The 16,622-nt window shown below is 64.8% G+C and carries 9 protein-coding genes and 1 pseudogene; 2 read left to right on the top strand and 8 right to left on the bottom strand.

Annotation, left to right across the window (positions count from 1 at the left end; genetic code table 11):
- From AC1D2E_RS30695 to AC1D2E_RS30670, 6 genes are all read right to left on the bottom strand, one after another.
- Positions 1 to 6,911: beta strand repeat-containing protein (locus tag AC1D2E_RS30695; protein WP_478200896.1), on the bottom strand; the 6,911-nt coding region annotated here is incomplete at its 3' end.
- 109 nt (positions 6,912 to 7,020) lie between these two features.
- The gene (locus AC1D2E_RS30690; RefSeq protein WP_478200895.1) at positions 7,021 to 7,965 is read right to left on the bottom strand and encodes a hypothetical protein; all 945 of its coding nucleotides are present in this window, start codon (positions 7,963 to 7,965) and stop codon (positions 7,021 to 7,023) included.
- A gap of 43 nt (positions 7,966 to 8,008) precedes the next feature.
- Positions 8,009 to 9,787: a ShlB/FhaC/HecB family hemolysin secretion/activation protein gene (locus tag AC1D2E_RS30685; protein WP_478200894.1), complete on the bottom strand. Its 1,779-nt coding sequence runs from the start codon at positions 9,785 to 9,787 to the stop codon at positions 8,009 to 8,011.
- Positions 9,788 to 10,461: 674 nt separating this feature from the next.
- Complete coding sequence (locus AC1D2E_RS30680; protein WP_478200897.1) at positions 10,462 to 11,532, bottom strand: Abi-alpha family protein; 1,071 nt, start codon at positions 11,530 to 11,532, stop codon at positions 10,462 to 10,464.
- 214 nt (positions 11,533 to 11,746) lie between these two features.
- Entirely contained in the window at positions 11,747 to 12,655 is a 909-nt protein-coding gene (locus AC1D2E_RS30675) for a Bug family tripartite tricarboxylate transporter substrate binding protein (protein ID WP_478200893.1), read from the bottom strand.
- A gap of 47 nt (positions 12,656 to 12,702) precedes the next feature.
- Positions 12,703 to 14,169, bottom strand: coding sequence for a lyase family protein (locus AC1D2E_RS30670; RefSeq protein WP_478200892.1), 1,467 nt, complete (start codon positions 14,167 to 14,169; stop codon positions 12,703 to 12,705).
- Between the two features lie 135 nt (positions 14,170 to 14,304).
- Here AC1D2E_RS30670 and AC1D2E_RS30665 point away from each other — a divergent pair, with 135 nt between their 5' ends.
- Positions 14,305 to 15,228, top strand: a complete 924-nt coding sequence (locus AC1D2E_RS30665) for a LysR substrate-binding domain-containing protein (protein ID WP_478200891.1) — start codon at positions 14,305 to 14,307, stop codon at positions 15,226 to 15,228.
- A 23-nt stretch (positions 15,229 to 15,251) separates the two neighbouring features.
- Here the strand turns inward: AC1D2E_RS30665 and AC1D2E_RS30660 are convergent, their stop codons facing one another.
- On the bottom strand, positions 15,252 to 15,659 hold the full coding sequence (locus tag AC1D2E_RS30660) for a VOC family protein (protein WP_478200890.1): 408 nt from the start codon (positions 15,657 to 15,659) through the stop codon (positions 15,252 to 15,254).
- Complete coding sequence (locus tag AC1D2E_RS30655) at positions 15,656 to 16,147, bottom strand: helix-turn-helix domain-containing protein (RefSeq protein WP_478200889.1); 492 nt, start codon at positions 16,145 to 16,147, stop codon at positions 15,656 to 15,658. Before AC1D2E_RS30655 ends, AC1D2E_RS30660 begins: the two co-directional genes overlap by 4 nt.
- A 319-nt stretch (positions 16,148 to 16,466) precedes the next feature.
- Here AC1D2E_RS30655 and AC1D2E_RS30650 point away from each other — a divergent pair.
- Positions 16,467 to 16,622 (top strand): annotated as a pseudogene (locus tag AC1D2E_RS30650) (sugar ABC transporter substrate-binding protein); the annotation flags it as partial.

Below are 16,622 nucleotides of genomic sequence, written 5' to 3'. Positions count from 1 at the left end.
TTGCGCCCGGCCAGCATGGTGATGTCGTTGTCCGCGACGACGGTCGCTCCCTGGAGCGTCGTGTCGCGACCGCTCACCGTTTGCAGGCTGCCTGCGGAGACGGTGGTGCCAACGGCCTGGGTGGAAGTCGTGGACCCAATGGAAGTGCTCGAACTCCCGGCAACGAACTTGGCGCCCACGTCGCCAGCGCCCAGGGACACGCCCGTGAGCATGCCCAACCCGGTGGCTTTCTTGGTGCGCGCGCTGTAGTGAGAATCCTGGGTGACCTGGTCCGCTGTGGTGAGACTGATGTCCCGGCCCGCGACCAGGCTCATGTCCTTGTCGGAACGCAGTTGCGCGGCCTGCGCGTTGATGTCGTTGCCGGCCACCAGCGCGACGCTGTTGCCGCTCAAGCTGCTGGAGATGACGTCGGTGGTGGAGTTACTGTTGAAGTCCGTCGCACTGGAACGCGAGAGGAGCTTCTTGGATTCCGCATGACTGTAGGAGGTGCTGGACTCGCTGGCCTGTCCCGCCTCAATGTTGATGTCGCGGCCGGCGCTTGCCACCAGCGCGCCTTCGACGCTGGCGACGCTGCTGGCCTTGATGTTGAGATCGTTGCCCGCTGCGAGGCGAACGTCGATCGTGCCCTGAATCGCCGAGCCGATGTCGAGACTCTGCGACTCGGAATACCCGTTGCGCGCATTGAACACCACTGCGCTGCTGCGCGACTCCGTGACCGTGCCCAGGTTCACATTGCGTCCGGCGCCCACGCCCACCGATCCCGCGCTCACCACTTCGGCGGCGACGAGATTGACGTCCCGGCCCGCGCTCGCGATCAGCGAGCCGCCCGGGTTGGTGACGTAGAGCCCCGCGACGCGGTCGATGCTGGTGACGCTCCCATGGGCGCTCTGCGTGCTGTTGGTGGTCGTGCGGACATTGATGTCGTTGCCGGCGGTGAGCGCCAGCGAATCGCGCGCGTCGACCGTCCCGCCGATGACGTTGATGTCGGCGCGGGCGTCCAGCGCCACGTTGCCGCCCGAGATGCGCCCGCCCAGGTTGTTGATGTTGTCGGCACTGATGGACACCAGCGAGCGACCGGCGATGGTGCCGCTGTTGACCAGATCCCCGGCGCCCGGCGCGCCCTTGATGATCGTTCGGTCCGCCGACAGGAGGGCACCGGAGCCGTCAATGTCGCCCGGCTGGACGCGAACGTAGACCTGTGGTGCCAGCACGCGTTGAGTGCTGCCATCGGGGAGTGTCACCGTCTGCTCGACCAGCCACACGATGTCGCTCGTGAGCTGTGCCATCTGCTCGGCCGTGAGGGCGATGCCCGGCGTCAGGTGGTACTTCTGCGCGAATGTGACACCGGCGTTCATCAGCGCCACATACTGCTCCTCATCGTTGGAGAAGCCGTCCAGATAGCGGTAGCCGGTGAGTTGAGCCACCTGCTCGCGGATGAGCTTCTGCTCGTAGAAGCCGTCGCCCAGGCGCTTCTGGACGCTGTTGGGGTCGAACCCCATCGCGTTGAAGAGATAGTCGCTGCCGAGCCAGTTGCGGTAGTTCGCGAAGCGCGGATCGGTCTCGACGAGATAGTTGCCTTCTGCTTGCGTGCGAAACAGGCTGGCGCTCGGCACGCGCGTATCCGGCGCGCTGGTCCGCACGACCATGGGGATATCGCGCGTGCTGCCCGCTGTGCCATCGGCATCGGTCGCGCCGGCTGTTCCTGCACCGCTTCCGCCCGCCGATGCAGTGCCCTTCACGGCCGACGCGACCTCGATGACGGCTCCGGGTCCGCTACCGCCCGAAACGCCACCAGCCTGGCCGGCAGAGCCGCCCGGCCCGTTGACGTTCGATGCCGCCCCGGGGTCGTAGCCCTGGGTCGCGTTGAGGTTCTCCTCGAACTCGAATCCGCCCAGCTTGATGGAGTCGATCCGCTGCTCGATGAGGTGTGAGGGGGCGGTGGAGTGGTCGCTGTTTCCGCTGGTGTCGAAGCCAGAGATCGTAACGTCCCAGCCGTCGACGCGCGTCACCTTCTGCGCCGGAGACTGGTAGTTGTCCACGGGCTGCGTGGAGGTGAAGCTCCCGCCAGCGATCACCTTGCTGTCGTGGTTGCGCAGCAGGCCGTCAATGGACATGTTTCCCCCAGCGACGAGCCGCGAGGGCGCGCTGCTCACGACATAGTCCGTGGTGGTCGTGGCGGTCCGGTACTTCTCGATCCAACCACGCCCCAGGGGGGTCAGCGTGCCGTCGTCGTTGATGTACCAGGTGTAGCGATCGTCGGGGTCGAGGATGAAGCGCGAACGCGGTGCTTCGAACCCGCCGGTGGGAATCACGGTGTTGATGAGCGGGCCGGTCTCCTGGGTCTGCCCGATGACGAGATGGGTATCGAAGTTGTTGACGGTTCCTGTCGCGATGGACATGTTGCCCAGGGACTCGATCGAGGCGCTCAGGTTGTTGAGCACGCTGCCTCTGCCGATCGCCTGGCCGGCGGCATCGAGCGCACCACCGATGTACATGTCGCCCGCGCTGAAGATCAGCGAGCCGTCGCGGTTGTTGATGGTGTCGGCACCGATGTCGAGGCTGGAGCGCGCCGCGATGGAGGCGGCGGAGGTCACGTCCGCGATGGTCTCCGCGTCATTGTTCAGCGTGCCAGCGCCGATCGCGACCGCATCGCCATAGATGCGGCCGGTTCCGATGTTGTTGACGGTTCCGGCATCGATCCGCGTCTGGCCGTGGCTGTCGATCAGGCCCCGGTTGTTGAGCGTGCCGGCATGGATGCGCGTGTCGGCACCGCTCATCTCGGCGTTGGCGTTGTTCTCTACCGTGGTGCCGCCGGCCGTCAGCGTGCCGCCCGCCAGCAGCTTGCCGTAGTTGGTGAGCGTGCCGAGAGTGGTGTACGAGAGGTCGCCGTTGGCGCTGACCTCACCGTTGTTCACGATGTCCTGGACCAGCGCGATGCTCAGGTCCTTGCCCGAGACGATGGTGCCGTCGCCGCTGAAGTTGGTCGCGTCGAGCGTGAGGCTCTGGTTCGCCACGAGAGTGCCGTTGGTATTGGTGAGGCTCAGGGTCTTCGCGGCCGGGTTTGCCGCGTTCGGGTCTGCGATGCGCAGCGTGTCGCCGGCCGAGATCAGGCCGGACGTGTTGTTGAGATTGCCGCCGCTGGTGATGGTCGTATTGACATCGGACCGGATGGCGCCCGAGGTGTTGTCGAGGTCGCCGACATTCAGCGCAACATTCTGGCCTTCGATGCCCTGGTCCGTGCCCTGCGTGTTCGCGTTCGAGATGGTGCCGGCGCTGAGCGTCGTGGTCGCGACCGAGCGGATCAAGCCGGCCGTGTTCGCGATGCCACCCGCGCTGAGAGTCAGGTCACCGATTGCTTGAGTCTGGCCGCCCGAGTTGTCGTAGGTGGCGCCGTGGGTGTCAATGGCAACGCTCGACTGACTGAAGACGGCACCGCCATTGACGTTCGAGAAAGTGCCTGTGCTGGCGGTGAGCGCGTCCTTCGAGCCGATGTAACCTGCCGTGTTGTTGACGCTGCCGGCATTCAGGTCGAGCGTGCCTCCGCTGGCGATGCCGCCCTGGCCTCCCGCATAGCCAGCCGCGTTGGAATTGCTCAAGCCTTGACCGTTCGTGTTCACGGTCATCGCACCGCCGGACTGGATCAGTCCGGCATCGTTTGCGAGAGCGCCCGAATTCAGCGCCACGATGGTCGCGGCGGCCAGCGTCCCTTGTACGTTCGAGAGCGCATTGCCCCGAGTGTCGATATCCAGCGCGTTGCCGAACACCTTGCCGGCCGTGTTGTCCAGGCCACCATTGGCGAGGGCGACGTTGCCGCCGGCCTGCATCGTGCCGCCAGCGTTCGCGGTGGTGCCAGCCGTCGTGACGCGCAAGTCGCCGTTGACGGCGGCGACCACGCCGCGCGTGCTGTCCAGATTGCCGGCCGATATCGTCGTGTCGCCGTTCGCGGCGAGTGTGCCGTCCACATTGGACGTGGCGCCGACGACGGTCGCCGTGAGATCGCCCACGGCGGTGACGCGACCCGAGTCGTTCACGAGGCTCCCGGCGGCCAAGGCGAGATTGCCGCCCGCGCCGATGTCCCCCTGCGCGCTGTTGTCGAGCAGGCCACCCGTGCTGATGCTCAGGTCGGAGGTGCCGGCAGCGCGAATCGATCCGGCCTGATTGTTCAGGCTACCGGCCGTGATGGCGGTGGCGCCGTTGCTCGCGATGGTGGCGCCATCGCTGTTATCGAGCATGCCGACGACGGCAATGCGCGTGGCATCGGTCCCGGTCTGGATGATCTTGCCGCCCCGGTTGCCGAGCGACCCGGCATCGATGGTGACCTGCTTCGCAGTGGTGGTGCCGCCGTCTTGGTTGAAGTGGCCGGTGACCGCGGCCACCAATGCGCCATTGCTGATGATCTGGYTGTTGGCGCCATCCAGGCTGTTGGCCTGAATGCTCAAGGCTCCCGTGCCAGCGTGTTCGATCCTGCCGCTTGTGTTGGCAATGGTACTGGCCTGAAGGGTCAGATCCTGGCCGTTGCTGGCGATGCGCCCTGTGGAATTGTCGAGCTTGCCGCTGACTGCGAGCGTCGTGGCTCCGGTGCCGGTCTGCACGATCTCGCCGCCATTCGTGTTGGCGATATTCGACACGCGCAGGTCCAACTGCCCGGCGTTCAGGGTTCCGCCCTCATTCACCAGTGTTTGTCCTGCCTGGGCATTGGCCGTGACGCTCAGCGTACCCACCGTGGCGACGGTGGCCTCGCTGGTGGTCACGTCGCCCTGCGTGGCGGTGATGGCGATGTTCGCTCCGCCGGTCTGGCTGGCCGACAAATCGACGCTGGCGCCTTGCATCGCGGCATTGCCTGCGGCGATGTTTGTGCCCTGGGCGACCAAGACACCCGTGGTGGTGACGTTCAGATCGCCCGCAGCACCGAGGCTGCCGTCGTTTTGAACTCCAGCGCCGAGGATGCCGCTGCGCCCACCTTGCAGGCTGGCGGCGCTCACGGTCGTGTTCCGTCCGGCTGTGATGCTGCCATCGTTGACGAGCTGACCGGCCACCGCCACCGAGTTGTCGTCGGCACCGCGCAGGCTGCCGGCGTTGTTCAAGCTGCCTGCCTGGATGGACAGGTCCGTGGCGGCGCTGATGTTGCCGGAGTTCACCAAGGCGTTCGCGATGGCGAGCGATGTCCCTGCCGCCGCCGAAGCCACGGAGCCTAGCGTGTTATCCAGGGACTGGCCCTGGATCGAGACCGCCTGGTTGGCCATGAGCGAGCCCGAAGCATTCTGGACGGCGCCGGTGACCTCGGCGGTCAACGCACCCGCAGCGGATATTTCACCCCGCGTGTTGTTGACGGTGCCACCCACCGCAAAGGTCGCGTCGCCGCCACTCTCGATCATCCCGTCCTGGTTGTTCAGGTCGCCCGTGGTCGCGATGTCCAGGCGGCCCGCACTGAGTTTGCCGCCCGCGCTGTTGTCGAAGCTGCCGACATTGGCGCTGAAGCCGCTGCTGACGTTGATCGTCCCGCCCGCATTGGTGAAAACGGGGCCGGCAACGGCCATGGTGTCGACGTCGAGCGAGCCGCCCGAATTATTGATCTGCGGGGTTTGGAGCGTGATCGGTCCACCTGCATAGATGCGTCCGCCGTCGTTGAGGATGGCGCCGGACGCGGTCATGCTGCCGGGGCTCGGCGGCACGTAGGGTTGCGACGGCGAGGCGCCGCCAGTCTCCGTAGGGCTGCCGCCTCCGTTGCCCTCGCTTGGGACGCCGGCGCCGCTGCCTGAGTTCGTCGAGCCATCGGCACTGCCTGCCCCACCACCCGTGCCTGTACTCAAGGGTTCCGCGCCGACAACGCCGCCCTGGGTGTTGCTCAAGATGGGTGCGGTCAGCGTCAGCCCCGCCGTACCGCTTTGCCGGATCGTTCCGCCACGGTTGTCGATGTCCGTGGCGCTCGCAATCTCGATGCGCTGGCCTTCGAGGGTGCCGGTATTTTCCAGCCGGCCGGCGTCGGTGACGACGAGGCCGCCCGCTCCGGCGCCGATGTTGCCGGCGTTGCGCACACCGAGACCGGATTCGGTTCCGATCAATTTGATCTTGTTGGCGAACATGCCGCCAATCGCCGCCACGTCGAGTGCGAAGGCGGGGGCGCCGCCTGAGCCGGCGATGGGAGTGATAGCCGCTTCGTCTGCGCTGATCTGGTTGGCGCCGGTCACGACCTTGAGATCGTTGGCCCAGATGCCCGCGTTGACCTGCATGGCGCGGGCGTAGATGGCGGCGTAATCAGTCTGGCTGAGATCGAGGCCCTTGCCGTCGATACCGATGTTGCCGCCGTTGACGCGGAAGCCGTCGAGACCGCCCAAGGCATTGAGTTGCGGCACGCCGGTGGTCAGCGTTGCACGAGAGGCATTTATAAAGCCGCCTCCGTCGACAGAGATCCCCGCCGGATTGGCAATGACCACCTCGGCGCGCTGGCCGGCCACTTCCACATAGCCGCGAAGCTGCGACGGATTGCCCGAGTTCACTTCGTTGAGGATCACGCGCGCCGGGCCGGTCGCGAGGTAGGGATTGGCTTGTACCCATCCGCCGAGTTGGGTCTGCGCCGCAGTCCGCGAATTGTTGAGGATCACGCCATTGGCCTGCACGTCAAAGCGGCTGTAGACGTTGCGCGAGACTCCCGCGGCGCTGGGGGTCATGATGTTCGCGACGGGGACGCCATTGGGCGCGACGAGCACCGTGGGCCGCTGGTTCCCGGGCACGTTGGGTGCCCCGACAATTTGCGCCTGCGCGGACGTGAGGCCGAGCACCGCCGCCGTGGTGATACCGAGCACGCCCGAGGTAGCCCCGGTGGCCTTGCCGGCACTCTTGGCCGTTTCCTGCACGGCCATGCACACGCCGCGCGCGGCATTGAAAACTAGACGGTGAACGTTCTTATTCATCTTGGCTATCTCGAAAGGCGCGCGAGTCTGCGGGAGCGCAGCCCGGGTTGAATGGAGGGGATGGTCAATGCCCGCCGCGCTGGCGTCGTCGCTGCGCGGCGTTCAAGGGCTACCGAAGGAAGGTGGGGCCGCCCGCGAGGTGACCGCTGGCGTCGCGAAGGAACCAGCGCAGCGACGTGGACTGCTTGCACGAACCATCTGTCGTGTTCTGGTCGACCATCACAGCGCCCACGCCACCTGTGGCCGCAGCCCACACGCACGCACGCTCGCCGGCCTGGGCGGTGCTCGTGGCGAGCAAGGTGATCTTGAGGCTGTTCTTTTTCGTGCCTGGTTCGCTGGGCTCCAAAGTCCCGCTGAATGCACAGGCGCCGTAAAGGCTGGTGGCAGGGCTCGCCCCGGCGAACACGCCGTCGGCCCCAACCGTGATGGAGGCGACGACGTTCTGTTCCGTGTTTCTCCATTCGCCCTGCAACAGCTCCGGGCTGATCGCGAGCGAGTTCGTGGGAACGTCATAGAGCCACGGCCCGAAGGTCGATTGGGCACCCGTGCCGTCCGCGTAGGTGCCGTTGATCGTGCTCTTGGCCGCGAAGCTGCCTTGGCCCGAGAGAGGCGCCCACTGAGAAGAGGACACGGAGCTCACGACGCCCGAATCGAACTGCCAGCTTCCATTGGGCACGCTGTAGCTCATCGCGCCATCGAACATTCCTTCTGGTGCGCCAAGATAGGTCCAGCCCACGCCGCGTAGCGTGGAGTCGATCATCAGGAAGCCTGCACCGGTCTGCTTGCGTCTCCACACGCCTTCGAGTTCATTGCCGACGGCCGCGGTCGAGCCGGGTTGTGGCGCGGTAATGCACGCGGTCGGATCGACTTCGGTGCCGGAATCCGGGGCTGGCGTGGGGGTCGGGTCGACAGTCTCCGTGTCCGGAGCCTTCGCCTCTGCATCAGATTGCGGCAGGAAAAACCCGCCATTCCCCCCTCCACCCCCGCAACCATGCAATGCTCCCAACGCTGCCACCAGCGCCAAGCCTTTGAGTACCGTATTTTTTCTTGTCATATCTCACTCCGTTGGTTGAAAAAGTCCTGCGTCAGGGCGCCCCCTAAAAGCTGTAGGCCAGGCTGAATCCAGCCGTGACGCTCGCGGTGCGGAATCCTTCGGGCTTGCCGATCGGAGCGCCCACGAAGACGTCGTAGTTCAGTCCCTGGAAGACGCCACGCACCCCGATCACGCCGCCGGCGAGATGACTGCCGATCAACTGATCGACGAACAGGCCTCCGACCTCGCCGTAGTCGACGCCTGCGTACAACTCGGCGCCGCTCGCTCCGAGCGCCAAGCCGATGTCGTTTCGGACAAGCCAGCCGCGATCGCCCGACAAGGTCAACTCGCCATCGAATCCACGGACGGTGAAGCGCCCGCCGATGGCGAACATGTCCTGCGGCGTGAGTGGCGTGCGATTCCACTGCGCCCGCCAGAGACCGGAGTAGCGAAGCTGCTGGTCGCCAAGCTGGAACGGCAGGTTCACGCCCAGGTCGGCCGTGATGATTCGCATGCGGGAGGTGCCTTCGCCGAACGGCTCCTCGGGCGCGGGGATTGCGCCGAACGCACCGGTCCCGCGTCGATAGACGAGATTGCCGTCGAGCGTGGCTGGCCCGATGAACTCGCGGTGGTTCAGGCCGAGTTCCCAGCCGCCGACGACGCGGCGCTGGACTTCGATCTCGGTGTCGTCGATGTAGTTATGCGAGGAGCGCCGGAACGCTCGCACGCTGGCAATGGTCTTGCGGTGCTGATCGCGATACAGCAATCGGGAGATGCTGGCCCCGGCGTTGCTGCTCTCGCCGGCGTAGACGTAGTTCTGGAAGTAGCCTGCAACGTTCTGGTGGTAGTCGTTCTGCGATGCCGTGGCGCTGAGCAGCCAATCGCCATAGGGCACGGAGTAGTGCACGATTTGTCCGCCGGTGCCTTTGACCGAGTTGTCGAACCAATGGCCGTCGATGCTGTGAGTCGCGCTGACATAAAACAGGTCATTCAAGCCGAAGGGGTTATCGACGGAAACTGTGGCGCCCGCCTGATAGCGCCCCGTCGCCTCGGTGCCGCTGTCGTCGAGGCTCAGGGAGGCGCGCAGGTGCCGGGACTGCGCATACTTGACGACGAGATCACTGTCGCCCGGCTGGGCATTCGCGGCACTCGACGGCTCGATCTGGATGTCAGCTTCGGCGGAAGGCACGCGCTGGAGGTTCTCCAGGCCCTGTTCGATATCGCGCAGGTTGAGCAGGTCGCCAACTCGCGCAGGGATGGCGGTGCGCAGGCTGGTGGACGTGCCCTCGCCGTCGAAGCGGATGGCCGCGATGCGGCCGGGGATCAGCGTGAGGGTCAGTTCGCCCTGGGTGAGGTCCTGCGAACCGGCGAGCACGCGCGAGGTGACATAGCCGGCCGCGATCACGGCCTGCTGCACGCGTGCGAGCACGATGTTGACGCCCTCGGTGCCGAGGCAACGACCGACGGGCGAGTCGTCTCCCTGAGGGCCAGTGATTGCATCGAGCGCCCACTGAAACTCGTCGGAGCGCTCGCCGGAGAGCACCACGCGATCGATATGGAAGCACGGGTCTTCCTTGTCGGGGAGGCGTTGTTGCTCAGAGACCGCCTGTCGGGGGAGACGCGCATCGACCGTGCGCTCCTGCTGCTCGCGCAACGCGCGTTCGCGCTCTTGCTGGCGCTGTTCCTCGAGGACGGGACGGGGAGTGGATGCGATCTGTGCGTGAGCTGCGAACGACGTGGCAAAACCCGTCAGCAGGAGCGGCGAGAGGATGGAAACCGAAATTTTCGGAGCACGGCGAGCAGCCACCGTTGGCCGCGTCCACCGGCGGGAAAGAAATGTCATCGTTCTTATTGCCGCGTCGAAGGGCGCGGATATGCAGCTTCTCGGCGCGCAGGAAGAGCGGACGCCTCTTGCTGGTCAGTCTATGAACGACCGCATCAAAGAGTCCATCAGATTTGTCTAAAAGTGCGATGGAAATCTCTTTCGCGAGCGTGCCGGGCCATCCAACGCACGTGAGCCTGAACGGCTGATCTGCGACGCATTTCCATCGGACGATGAGCGTGGGTCTCGCAACAAGCGCCCCCCGGACGCGGGCCATCCATGTAGAGCACTCGCCCACTCGGTAGTACGTCCACAACCAAGAATCGCCGCGATTGATCGCGTATTCTCGCCACCAAAGAGCTTGGCGGACGGTTGCTTTCCAATCCACCGATCAGACAAAGATACCAGGGACAACCACAGACATGGCAGTTACCAAGAGTGGGGCATACATCAATGAATGTGGCCCCGAGAAAATCACGGCCTGGGCCATCAGGCAGCGGCGCCGCAACTATGGTGGAGTCCCTTTGGGGAAGACTTACTGGAGTAACGACAAGGCCGGCCAGCGCAAGCCCGTCAAGCAGGTACAGAAGGGGGGTGCGACTTTCTTCTCCTACCTCAATGGCGCAGATGCGGCCGGCGGCGGCGGAGGCGAGTCGCTCACTCACCGACTGTTCAAGGAGGCCATTGCGGGCCTTTCAGGCACACAGCTCAGGTTGCACAACTTCGGCGAGCACGCGATCGAGATCACGTACCGCGAAATGGAAAAGCAAATCGACACCGAGGACGGCCCGTACTTCGCCGATGTCTATTTGCAGTTCACCTCCACCACCAGCCTCGGGCTCAAATGGTCTGGCGAGATGTACGTGGAGGTCAAGTCCACCCATGCCGTGCCGCCCCACAAACAGGATGGTCTGCGCCGAGCGCGGCTGCCTGTCGTTGAAGTCGTTGTGCCGGGAACCTTGGAGTACGAAATTGCGGACGAAGACACCACCGACTTGGATGAAGCCGCTCACATACGCAGGGTTCAGAACGTGCTGCAAAAAGGATTTCTGGCCGGACGCGTCATCAGTGACCGCAGCTCTGCCGAGTACTTGGAGCAGGAGGTCGAACGACTTGGACATGCACTGCGTCAGTCTCGGCAAGACACCGTTGAGGCTGAGCGCAGGGGCAACGCGGCCTTGCAGCGACTCACGCAAGCCGCGGAGCAAGAGACCGGTCTTCAAAGCACCGTGAACGATCTGACCGTACAGGTGAGGCAGGCCGTGGCTCTCGCCAACGATCACAGGAGCAAGCTCGATGCGGAAAGCGAGAACGTCCGCAGGGTGTCGCAGTCTCTGTGCGACGCCAATGAAACCATCGCTGTGCAGAAAAAGGAACTTCGTCTCGATTCCCGCCAGATTGAGTGCATTCAAGTGCTGCATGTACATGAAGAAGTTCTCCGGGAACATGAGCTTCTGGATGGGAAAGTCGTTGCTCAGCAGCGTTACCCGACTCGTTCCGCTCGTCTGGAACTCGGCCTTCTGTGAAAGCGGGTAGTCTTGGCGCTTTAGATGAAAGAGGACAAGGGCCTCATCTGGGCTGAGTTGATTGATCAAGAGTGCAAACGCCGGATGCGCTTGACGCTGGCGCTCCCGATCGATCGCGCGCGCGAGGAGGTTAAGGAACGGTTCCGCGTGCAGGCTCTCTTCGACAGCATATCGAAGCCCTTCGAACACCGGGCCGGCGATCTGCGGATGGGCTTCGACCTGCCGCTCCTCCGGCACCATTTGCGCGACACGCTCAAGATGGCGGGACCAGCGCCCATGGTGCGCGGCAAGGTAGTCGATAGGCGCCAAGATGAATCGCGCCACTTTCGCGAGGCTGCCCAAGGCACCGCCCACCTCCTTAGCGGTGGGTTGCGCCAAGTCGAGCTCGATTTCGACGCGTCGGAGACGGTGTAGACGCAAGCGGCTCGGCGGTGCGGATGCGGATGCCGATCCCTCACTCGACCGTCGCTCCCGACCGCTTCACGACCTCGGCCCACTTGACGCGTTCGGACTGAATATATTTCGCGAGTTCCTCCGGCGTCGAGCCGATCGGCTGGATCCCGTCGGACGCGAAGCGCTCGCGCAAATCCTTCGATTGAAGTGCGGCCACCGAACCGTCGTGCAGGCGCTTGACAACTTCCGGGGGCGTGCCGCGAGGGGCAAGCAGGGCATACCAGACCCCGGACTCATAGCCCGGCACCCCTGCTTGCGCGATCGTCGGAACGTCGGGAAGCGCCGACGAGCGCTGACTCGACGATACGGCGAGAACCCGGATCTTTCCCGCCTTGATCTGCGCGCTGCCGGTCCCGTAGCTCACGAACATCGCCTGCACGTTGCCCGAGAGAAGGTCGGTCAGTGCCGCGCCGCCGCCCTTGTAGGGCACGTGCACGAGATCGATGCCCGCCATCGACTTGAGCAACTCCATCGACAGGTGCAGTCCGCTGCCGTTGCCCGTCGATGCGTAGGACATGGTGCCGGGCTTCGCCTTCGCGAGCTTGATGAATTCGGCCAGGTTCTTCACAGGCAGCGATGCGTTGACCGCGAGGAAACACGGCGCCGATCCCAGCAGCGTGACCGGCACGAAATCGTTGAGCGCGTCATAGCGCAGCTTGGGGTACAGGGCTTGGTTGATGGCCAGTTGCGAGGTGAGGGCCAGCACCACCGAATACCCGTCGGCCGGTGATTGGGCCACATACTCCATGCCGATGTTGCCGCCCGCGCCGCCGCGGTTGTCGATGAAGAACGAGCCTCCCAGCTGTTTCCCCAATTCCTGCGAAAGCGGGCGGCCCACCACGTCGCCGCCGCCGCCCGGCGAGTAGGGCACGACGATGCGTACCGGCTTGTCGGGGTATGGCGCGGCCATGGCCGACAGTGAGACGGTCAGGACCGCCAGCAGCGAGAGAAGTCTTTTCATGATGTTGTCTCTGGGTTCGAGGGAATGGTTGATGAAGGGGCCGACGTGTTCCCTGCGATCGCCGCGACCGCGGCGTCCAGTTGCGCATCGGCAAGCGACAGGTGGGCCCGGCGGGCTTGCGTCCATGCACGATCGGCAGCGAGTTGCTCCCCTTGAAGGGCGAGCATTCGGTTCACCTCGGCGAGCTGCGGACCCCCTGCCCCCTTGCGGCCGAAGACCATGTATTCGGGGCTCGACACCTCGGCGAACTCGTTCTCGTCCAACGGGAAGGCACTCGATGCCATGGACTCGTAGATGCGCGCAGCCTCGCGGTAGGGAATCTCGCGCAGGCTGAGCTTGCGCGAACGGCCGAAGTCCGTCAGTGCAGAGGCGAAATGATGGCCGATGCGGAAGGGGACGTCCGCGCGCTGCAGCAGGGCATCGGCGATCTCGGTCGCCGTCGAATAGTCGCCGTGGACCTCGGCCAGTGCGCGCTCCTTGTCGACGACGAGCCCGCCGAGGACCTTGCTCAGGAGTCCGAACACAGCCAGGGCGCGGGCACTCGGTACCGGGTCGTAGGACCGGTAGTCGAACATCCCGGTGCGCACGTTGTGCGCCATCAACGCCACGGCCTGCATTTCGCCGAGCAGCATGCTGCTCTGCACGCGCAGCTGCTCCAGCGCAGCCGGGTTGCGCTTCTGCGGCATGATGCTGCTGACCCCCACGAGTTCTCCCCGCTGCAAGGTCATCCAGGGCGACGGCGCCGCGTACTGCGCATGAAGATCCTGGGCGAACTGCCCAATCTGGACGGCCGCGATGCCGAGTGCCGCCGCCACCTCCAGGCTCGTGTCGACAGGCGCGAGATGGTTGGCGTCGTAGGCGTTCTCGACCAGGCCGTCGAATCCCAGAAGCGAAGCGAGCCGGTGGCGGTCGAGCGCGAAACTCGAGGTCGTCAGGGCCGCCGAGCCCAGCGGGCCCTGGTTCACATGTCCGTACGCGGCCCGCAGGCGCGACGTACTGCGGGCCAGCGCGCCCGCCATGCCGAGCAGGTAGTGCGCCAGGGTGGTCGGCTGCGCCTGCACGCCATGCGTGTAGGCCGGCACGATGGTGTGCCTGTGCTGCTCCGCAAGCGCGAGAAGGGCTTGCCGGGCCTGGATCAGTGCATCGCATTCGTCCAGCAGGCCCGCGCGAAGATTCATGCGTGCGATGGTCGCCGAGATGTCCTGGCGGCTGCGTCCGCAATGCAGGCGGGAACCGTCGGCGCCCACGACGGCGAGCAGCTTGTGTTCGTAGTCGAGGTAGTCCGCGGACCACTGCCGCGGGCGGGTGCGTTCGTCCTGGATCAGTGCCAGGATGCCGGACGCGATCCGCCTGGCGACGCCCTCCGACACGATTCCTGCATCGGCCAACGCGACGATGGAAGCCTTGTTGATCCGATCGAGGAACTCGACGGAGCGTCCGCCGCCCCGGAAACTCGCATTCACGTCATGGGGCTCGGCTTTGTTTGGCACGCTTTTCATATCGGTATTGCTTGGATGTCTGCGATTCTTCGCGTTGCAGACCATTGTGTAAAATGAATATTTAGGCCGCTATCATTGCCGCAAAGGAATACTTAAAAAGTGCCGATCACCTTTCAGCAACTCCAGTGCGTGCGCCAGGTCGTCGACAGCGGCTTCAGCGTGTCTCGCGCGGCCGAATCGCTGCATACGACGCAGCCCGGCGTGAGCAAGATGATTCGTGCGCTGGAAAAAGAGATCGGTATCGAACTGTTCGTGCGATCCGGCAACCGGCTGATCGGACTGACCGAGCCTGGCAAAGAAGCGCTTTCGCTGTGCGCACGGGTTCTGCAGGATGCCCAGGCCCTGAAGCGCCTGAAGCAGGACGTGCCGGCCGATAGCGAGGGCACGTTGCGTGTGGGAACGACGCACGTCCACGCCCGCTATTCGCTGATCGAAGTGACCAAGCAATTCCTTTCCATCTATCCGCAGGTGAAGCTCGAGTTCACGGTGGGCCCGCCGGCCCAGATCCTGGCGGGGGTGACAGCGGGAACCATCGACATCGGCCTTTGCACCCTCCCGGATCCGATGCCCAAGGGCGTCATTTCGGTGAAGGCCTACGACATCGAACGGTGCCTCATCGTGCCCCCGCGGCACCCCCTGTTGAAGATGGGGAAGGTGACGATGGAGCAGATCGCGCGGTGGCCACTCATCACCTACGACAGCAGCTACACATCAGGATCCGTGGTCCAAAGCGAGTTTCGAAGGCAGGGCATCACCCCGTGGGTCGTGATGCGAGCCATGGACGCCAGCATCATCAAGGCCTACGTCGCCGCCGGCGTAGGAGTCGCCGTGCTCCAGAAGATGGCGTTCAACGCGGCGCTGGACCGGGACTTGCGCTCGATACCGGTCGACCACCTGTTTCCGTCGTCAAGCGCGATGATCAGCTTGCGAAGAGACCATCTCTTGAAAAAGTTCGCATTCGACTTCATCCGGATGGTCGCGCCCGAATGGTCGCGCGAGGCCATCGATGCCCAGCTTCACTGACACCGTTCCCAAGGCGAGTTCGCTCAGCGGCGCCCCTGGATCATCTTCCACCCGTTCCCCGAGGGGTCGCGAAAGCCGGCGTCCACAGTGCCGTAGCGATCCACCGGCTCCTGCGTGAACTCCACCCCCTGGGCAAGCATCCGGTCGTAGGCGGCGCGGCAGTCGTCCACGGTCAGCACGAGCGGCGGCATGGCGCCTTTGGCCACGATCTCACGCACGGTCTGCGCCGTGGYCGCGTCGAGCACCGGCGGCCCGGGCGTGAACAGGCCGAGCTGGAACGACGGCTGGTCCGGGTGCTGCACCGTGAGCCAGCGATAGTCGCCGTTTCCCACGTCCGTGTGGACGCGGAACCCGAGCTTTGCTACATAAAACGCGAGCGCTTCGTCTTGATCGCGCACGTACAGACCGACCACTCCAATACCCTGATTCATGGGATCTCCTGTTGTTGGGGCTCGTTTGTACCGTCCATGGCCTGGCGTCGCTTCTCCGAAACTGCGGTCGTGAGCTCGGGCCGGTGCGCGGCGCTGATGATGCAGACGGGCACGCGGCCGAGCTCGTGCGCCGTCGCCCTCCCGCGCGTCCGGATCGCGCTCGGACTGTCGCCGGTGATGTCGCGGAAGGTGCGCCCGAAGGTGCCCAGGCTCGCCCAGCCCGTATCGAAGGCGATGTCCGTGATGGACAGATCGGTGTCGCGCAGCAGCGTCATCGCCCGCTCGATGCGCCGCGTGAGCAGGTACCGGTGCGGCGGGATGCCGAAGGCCTGCTTGAACGATCGCGCGAAGTGGGCCTCGGAGACGCCGCTCACCTGCGCCAGCCGCCGGACGGGCCACTCCTCGTGCGATGCGGCGTCCATCCGGTCCTTCGCGCGCAGCAATCGGCGCAACAGCTCGGGATCCTGGTTTGCAGGGCCTCCACTCATGCCGCCTCCGGATGCACGTCGAGAAGCATTCGGGCCTCTTGGAGGTACGCCTTGGATGCGGAACGGATCAGGCGCTTCCTGTCGACAGTCGGAAAATTGGTGACCATCGCAAAATTATCATGCCTGCGCTCCGCCCCGGCTGGAGCGCACCGCATCCGCATCGGCTAACGCTTCTTGCATGGATCAGGGAAATTCCCGGTCATATGGCGCAAGGAAGTATTGTTTTGGGCGCCCAAAGTACCAAAAGCACAAGCGCCCGTCTCCAGAATTCGTCCCACGGCGCCACCCCCCGACGCCGGTTCAAACCGGAGACATCTTCATGAAGCGAATCCTCAAGGCTGGCCTGGTCGTGGCGCTCTCCGCCGCAGGTCTGGCGCATGCGCAAACCGAACTCGTCGTGGCGACCGTGAACAACGGCCACATGATCGAGATGCAGAAGCTGGCGCCCTTCTTCGAGAAGGCCAACCCCGACATC

The sequence above is a fragment of the Variovorax sp. P1_H2 genome (assembly GCF_056405295.1).
Note: the sequence above shows the minus strand (reverse complement) of the source record. Positions and strands in the feature narration are given on the sequence as shown.

What these genes read in the sequence shown, in the direction of transcription:
- AC1D2E_RS30655 (WP_478200889.1), bottom strand. Translation starts at nt 16,147, where the DNA reads ATGAGTGGAGGCCCTGCAAACCAGGATCCCGAGCTGTTGCGCCGATTG.
- AC1D2E_RS30675 (WP_478200893.1), bottom strand. Translation starts at nt 12,655, where the DNA reads ATGGCCGCGCCATACCCCGACAAGCCGGTACGCATCGTCGTGCCCTAC.
- AC1D2E_RS30690 (WP_478200895.1), bottom strand. Translation starts at nt 7,965, where the DNA reads ATGACAAGAAAAAATACGGTACTCAAAGGCTTGGCGCTGGTGGCAGCG.
- AC1D2E_RS30685 (WP_478200894.1), bottom strand. Translation starts at nt 9,787, where the DNA reads ATGACATTTCTTTCCCGCCGGTGGACGCGGCCAACGGTGGCTGCTCGC.
- AC1D2E_RS30680 (WP_478200897.1), bottom strand. Translation starts at nt 11,532, where the DNA reads ATGGTGCCGGAGGAGCGGCAGGTCGAAGCCCATCCGCAGATCGCCGGC.